This window comes from Lentiprolixibacter sp., from assembly GCF_982873095.1.
Map to the genome: position 1 here is coordinate 4235 of NZ_CEYNTP010000090.1, position 5616 is coordinate 9850.

At 46.3% G+C, this 5616-nt stretch carries 5 protein-coding genes and 1 pseudogene; 4 read left to right on the forward strand and 2 right to left on the reverse strand.

Translation table 11 applies throughout. The annotated features are described in order from the left end of the window. Positions 1-641, forward strand: a 641-nt coding sequence (locus AC4E7D_RS07090; RefSeq protein ID WP_490173115.1) for a lysophospholipid acyltransferase family protein, incomplete at its 5' end; no start/stop codon positions are given. Positions 642-649: 8 nt separating this feature from the next. Here AC4E7D_RS07090 and glmM read toward each other — a convergent pair. Next, positions 650-2041 (reverse strand): phosphoglucosamine mutase, encoded by a 1392-nt coding sequence (gene glmM / locus AC4E7D_RS07095; protein ID WP_490173116.1) that lies wholly within the window; start codon positions 2039-2041, stop codon positions 650-652. A 93-nt stretch (positions 2042-2134) separates the two neighbouring features. On the opposite strand from glmM, the gene AC4E7D_RS07100 reads away from it, so the two are divergent. Further along, entirely contained in the window at positions 2135-2728 is a 594-nt protein-coding gene (locus tag AC4E7D_RS07100; protein WP_490173117.1) for an acyl carrier protein phosphodiesterase, read from the forward strand. Beyond that, positions 2716-4398, forward strand: coding sequence for a gamma-glutamyltransferase (gene ggt / locus AC4E7D_RS07105; RefSeq protein WP_490173118.1), 1683 nt, complete (start codon positions 2716-2718; stop codon positions 4396-4398). The genes AC4E7D_RS07100 and ggt overlap by 13 nt, the downstream gene beginning before the upstream one ends. A gap of 21 nt (positions 4399-4419) precedes the next feature. Here ggt and AC4E7D_RS07110 read toward each other — a convergent pair whose 3' ends face one another. Next, positions 4420-5172 (reverse strand): XRE family transcriptional regulator, encoded by a 753-nt coding sequence (locus AC4E7D_RS07110; protein WP_490173119.1) that lies wholly within the window; start codon positions 5170-5172, stop codon positions 4420-4422. A gap of 171 nt (positions 5173-5343) precedes the next feature. On the opposite strand from AC4E7D_RS07110, the pseudogene AC4E7D_RS07115 reads away from it, so the two are divergent. Beyond that, positions 5344-5616, forward strand: a pseudogene (locus AC4E7D_RS07115) (TIGR03915 family putative DNA repair protein); the annotation flags it as partial.

A 5616-nucleotide genomic window follows, 5' to 3' on the forward strand; every position in this document is an offset into this window, starting at 1 on the left:
TCAGCATATCAGTTCCCGAAATACAAAAAAGGTATGTTTTCACCAATATTGAGGAATTGCTGCAGTTTGAAAAAAAGAACCAATCTGTTATGCTTATGCTTCCCCATTATGCGAGCTGGGAATGGGTGTTCTCATTAAATATGGAGATAACTGCCAGGGCATTTGGGATTTACCAACCCATCAATAACAAATATTTCGATCGTTTGGTACGGTCCATACGGGCCAAATGGGGCACAACATTGATTACAACGAAAGAGATCTGGGAAATAGCAGCTGAAAACAACAGGGCGGGGAATCTTGCTATTTATGGAATAATCAGTGATCAATCCCCAATGGTAAAAAAAGCCCATTATTGGGCTCCGTTTATGGGAATAACTGTGCCCATGCATACTGGTGCCGAATATTTATGTAAAAAGTTCAACCTGCCTGTTGTATATCTGAAAGTTGAAAAGGTCCAAAGAGGGTATTACCAGGGCAGCTTTAGGGTTTTGGCTGAAAACCCCAGTGATTATCCCAATTACGAACTTACCGATGCGTATTTCAGGCAAGTAGAGCAATCTATCTATGAGGCCCCGGAATATTATTTCTGGACGCACAAACGGTGGAAGCACCGCGATAAAGTCCCTCCGGAATTCAAATAATTTAGGGCTTATGCCTCCTGGGATACCGCTTTGATCTCTTCTATGATTTTATTGCCTAAGGCATCAGCCGCCTCCTGTGAAGCCGCCTCGGTATATACCCTGATAATAGGTTCAGTATTGGATTTGCGCAGGTGCACCCAACTCTCCTCAAAGTCAATTTTTACTCCATCAATGGTCGAAGGGGCATAAGAGTGGTAGTTGCCCGCCATGCGCTCCAGGATGCGATCCACATTCAATTCCGGGGTTAGTTGGATTTTTTGTTTACTCATGTAATAATTAGGATAGGAATCCCGGAGTGCTTTCACACTGCCGCCTCTCTCAGCCAGTAGCATCAGGAAAAGGGCTGTGCCTACAAGTGCATCCCTTCCGTAATGACTTTCAGGATAGATAATCCCGCCGTTGCCTTCTCCCCCGATAATGGCATGGGTAGCTTTCATTTTGGCCACAACATTTACTTCACCAACGGCAGCTGCTTCGTAACTTCCCCCGTGTTTTTCTGTAACATCACGCAATGCCCGGGTAGAAGACAAATTGGAAACGGTGTTTCCTTTCGTCTTGGAGAGGACATAGTCTGCACAGGCGACAAGGGTATACTCCTCGCCAAACATACTTCCATCATCGGAAATAAAGGCCAGTCGGTCCACGTCAGGATCTACCACGATACCAAAATCTGCCCCGGTTTCTTTAACCAGCTTGCTGATGTCCTGAAGGTGTTCCTTCAAGGGCTCCGGATTGTGTGGAAAATGCCCGGTTGGATCGCAATACAGCTTTATTACTTCCACCCCAAGGGCTTTCAGCAGTTTGGGAATGGCTATACCCCCTGTAGAATTTACGGCATCAACCGCAACTTTGAATTTCTTGGACCGGATGGTTGCCGCGTCCACCAGGCTCAGGGCGAGCACCTCTGAGATATGAATATCGATATAATCTTCCTTCCTGCTGATGCTCCCCAGATGATCCACTTCTGCAAAATCAAAATCTTCGCGCTCTGCCAGCTCCAGAATTATTGCACCTTCCCTGGCATTCAAAAATTCTCCTTCTGCATTGAGCAATTTTAAAGCGTTCCATTGCTTTGGGTTGTGGCTGGCCGTTAGTATGATCCCTCCGTCTGCTTGTTCCCTGGGAACTGCGATTTCCACAGTGGGGGTAGTAGATAAACCCAGGTCTATGATATGTATTCCCATACCCGTGAGGGTAGACATGACCAGGTTCTGAACCATTTCGCCAGACAAACGAGCATCACGCCCAATGACCACTGTGAGGTCTGATTTCTGATAGGTCTTTCGGAGCCAGCTTCCGTAGGCAGCTGAAAATTTCACTACGTCCAGAGGGGTCAGATTGTCCCCGGGGTTACCGCCAATGGTGCCTCGTATTCCGGAAATGGATTTGATCAGGGTCATTGCTAAAAAAGTTTGTGCAAATATAACAGTCTTCCCGCTTTCCCTGCCCCTGCAATTCGTAATTTAGTAGTCTGGAATTATCAACAACTTTTAATGAACTTTTTAGCCCATATTTATTTGTCTTTTGACGATGAGGAAATTGCCATTGGGAATTTCATTGCCGATAGTGTTAAGAGCAAGGGGTATAAAAAATTTCCCGATAAGATCAAAAAAGGGATCCTGCTCCACAGGGCGATCGACTCCTACACGGACGCCCATCCCATGCATAAACAAAGTAGCAGCAGGTTATATCCGGTATACCGCCATTACAACAGGGTTATTGTAGACATATTCTATGATCATTTTTTGGCTAAAAACTGGACGTCCTATTCCGATACCCCCCTTGAACTTTATGTAGATAATTTCTATACGACACTGGAACAGTATTATTCCTTGTTGCCAAGGGGAGTGCAACGAATGATGCCGTACATGATATCCGATAACTGGCTCCTGAATTATGCAGAACTGGAAGGAATTGCCAGAGTCCTGCAAGGGATGAACAGAAGGACCAAGAACAGGAGCAAGATGCAGTATGCCATCAGTGAGCTGGAGGAATTCTATGAAAGTTTTGAAGCAGAGTTTACTAGCTTTTTTGAAGATTTAACCCTATTTTCAAAACAGAAATTTATTTCCTTATGCGAAGACTAGTTTTTCTGATTCCCACCCTCTTATTGATCTATTGTAAACCGGCTCCGGCCCCACCTACCGGTCTGGTTACAGAAGAGGCTATGGTAGTATCTGCAAGGAAGGAAGCCTCACAGATTGGGGTTGCCATCATGCAAAAAGGAGGCAATGCCTTTGACGCCATGGTAGGGACCGAACTGGCTCTTGCTGTTGCCTATCCCTTTGCCGGCAACCTGGGGGGAGGCGGATTTATGGTGTACCGATTGAGCAATGGGGACGTTGGGGCACTTGACTACAGGGAAAAGGCGCCATTGGCTGCCCATAAGGACATGTACCTGGATTCCCTCGGTAATGTAATCCCCGGGATGAGTACAGTCGGGGCGACAGGGGTTGCAGTTCCCGGGACCATTGCAGGGATTTTTGAAGTCCATGAGAAATTTGGCACCCTCCCTATTGAGGAGATCATCCAGCCAGTCATCGAACTGGTTGACCAAGGTGTGGAAGTTACCGAAAAACAGGCAAAACGACTGGACTATTATTGGGATCAGATTGTGGAAGTAAACGGGGACAACACCCTGTTTTTCAATAAATGCATGCCCGGGGATACCTTGCGCTACCCTGCCCTTGCCAATACCCTGAGGCGGATTGCAGAAAACGGGCGTGATGAATTCTACAAGGGCGAGACTGCCCGTATGCTGGCCAGGTTTATTCAGGAAAAGGGAGGCTTTGTTACCGAAGAAGACCTCGCCCGTTACGAAGCCAAGTGGCGTCAGCCAGTGGTCTTCAGATACAAGGACCTTAAGATCATATCCATGAGCCCCCCAAGTAGTGGCGGGGTTACGATCAACCAGATCTTTAAGATGATAGAGCCCTATGAGATTTCAAAGTACGGGCACAATTCGGCTGAGGCCATTCAGTTGTTTACTGAGGCAGCAAGGAGGGCATATGCCGACCGGAATTACTACCTGGGAGATCCGGATTTTGTTGATATCCCATTAGACGTACTGCTAAGTAAAAGTTATTTAGAAGAACGCATGGACAGTTTCAGCTTTGAACAGGCCACCCCGTCGGCCGATATCAAACGCGGTGCCGTGCAAATTCTAGAGAGTTCCGAAACCACACATTATTCAATCGTTGATGCTGAAGGTAACGCGGTGTCAGTGACCACCACCCTTAACGGGGCCTATGGCTCTAAGCTGTACTGCGATGAACTTGGGTTCTTCCTGAATAATGAAATGGACGATTTCAGCGCCAAGCCCGGTGTGCCGAATATGTTTGGACTCATTGGAGCGAAAGCAAACAGTATAGCCCCAGAAAAGCGGATGCTGAGTAGTATGACCCCAACCATCGTAGAAAAAGAGGGTAAACTTTGGCTGGTAGTTGGGACACCTGGGGGCTCCACTATTATCACCGCAGTAGCGCAGACCATCTTAAATGTTTCTGAATTTAATCTGAGTATGCAGGAAGCGGTAAATGCCCCCAGATTTCATCATCAGTGGTTACCGGACCACATCACCTTTGAACCCGACGGTTTTCCTGAAGCGTTAAAAGAAGAGCTTAAGAAGAAAGGGTACAATATCAACGAAGAACGCACCCCTATTATTGGGAAAGTAGACGCCATCCGTGTGCTGGAAGACGGCCGGCTGGAAGGCGGTGCAGATAAACGGGGAGACGATACAGCGGTAGGATATTAACTTAGTCCTAATTTGGACCGTTTAGCTTTGTATTTGTTTTTTAAGTTCTTCCATGGATTCCTGAAGCTGCCTTAACAATCCTCTTTCTGTGGTGGCATCTACGCCAAACGTCAATTTACTACTTACCATCCAAAGCTCCTGTATCTGTTCTGGCTGGATCTCGTAGGGCGGGTAATTTTCATTTAGGGAGATCAGGATGAGGTTCCCCGTATTCGGGTGCCGGTCTATTTTTTTTACCATTACGGCATCGTGCAGGACAACGACATACATTTTATTGGGGCTCACATCCTCAAGGTCCTCTACCGCCCTAGCCAGTACCCAGTCCCCGGGCTTCAAATTGGGAAGCATACTATCCCCTTCCACCTGGAAGCCGCGATATGTGGCATTTCGAAACTCAGGAATAGGCAGATCAAATGCCGGTAATTGACGATACCAACTCGTGTCGTGGATGTTTTGCGGGTACCCTGCTGCTGCCTTGGCATTGACAAGAACCATATTGTCCCGTTCGGCATTATCTACCGTCACCACCTTGGGAATAACACTGGTTCTGGAAGGTTCCAGATGTTTTGTTTCGCTTTCCCCGAACAACCAAAGGGGATTGATCTTAAATTGCCTCAGGAGTTCCATAACCAGTTTACCAGACAAGCGCGTACGCCCCCTTTCGATGTCTGCTGTCGTATTCGCTACGCCGAGCATTTGGGCAAATTCTGCCTGGGTATACCCCAGTTCCCGCCTGACTTCTGTAAATCTTTTTATTGTGATCTCCTGTTCCATAATAGACAATGTTTTACTGCTGCTCCTGCTATGCATTGTACGAAATGCGCTTGGAAATATTCCAAATATACATAATATGGATTAATTCCAAAATATTTATGGATTATTTCCATATTTAGGATTTATTCCATATTTTTGGAAATATTACAATATTAATACAATCTCTCAGATATGGAAACAGGGGTAATTCTTGTATATGACGGAACGTTCAATGGGTTTTTGAGCGCGGTGTTCCAGGCTTTTGAAGACAATGCGCAGGTTGCTGCTATCCAACGCAAAGAAACCTGCCAGAAGGATTTCTTTTCAAAAACCCTGTTTGTGGATACAGATGTCCAAAAAGCAAAGAAAGTATGGTACACCCTTAGAGCCAGGGCCTATGAACCGCTCAAAAATATGTATTTTGCCTTTTTGAGTGAAACCCCCGGGATAGAACAACAGCTTTAC

Coding starts and splice junctions, on each gene's coding strand:
- glmM (WP_490173116.1), bottom strand. CDS start 2,041: ATGACCCTGATCAAATCCATTTCCGGAATACGAGGCACCATTGGCGGT.
- AC4E7D_RS07100 (WP_490173117.1), top strand. CDS start 2,135: ATGAACTTTTTAGCCCATATTTATTTGTCTTTTGACGATGAGGAAATT.
- ggt (WP_490173118.1), top strand. CDS start 2,716: ATGCGAAGACTAGTTTTTCTGATTCCCACCCTCTTATTGATCTATTGT.
- AC4E7D_RS07110 (WP_490173119.1), bottom strand. CDS start 5,172: ATGGAACAGGAGATCACAATAAAAAGATTTACAGAAGTCAGGCGGGAA.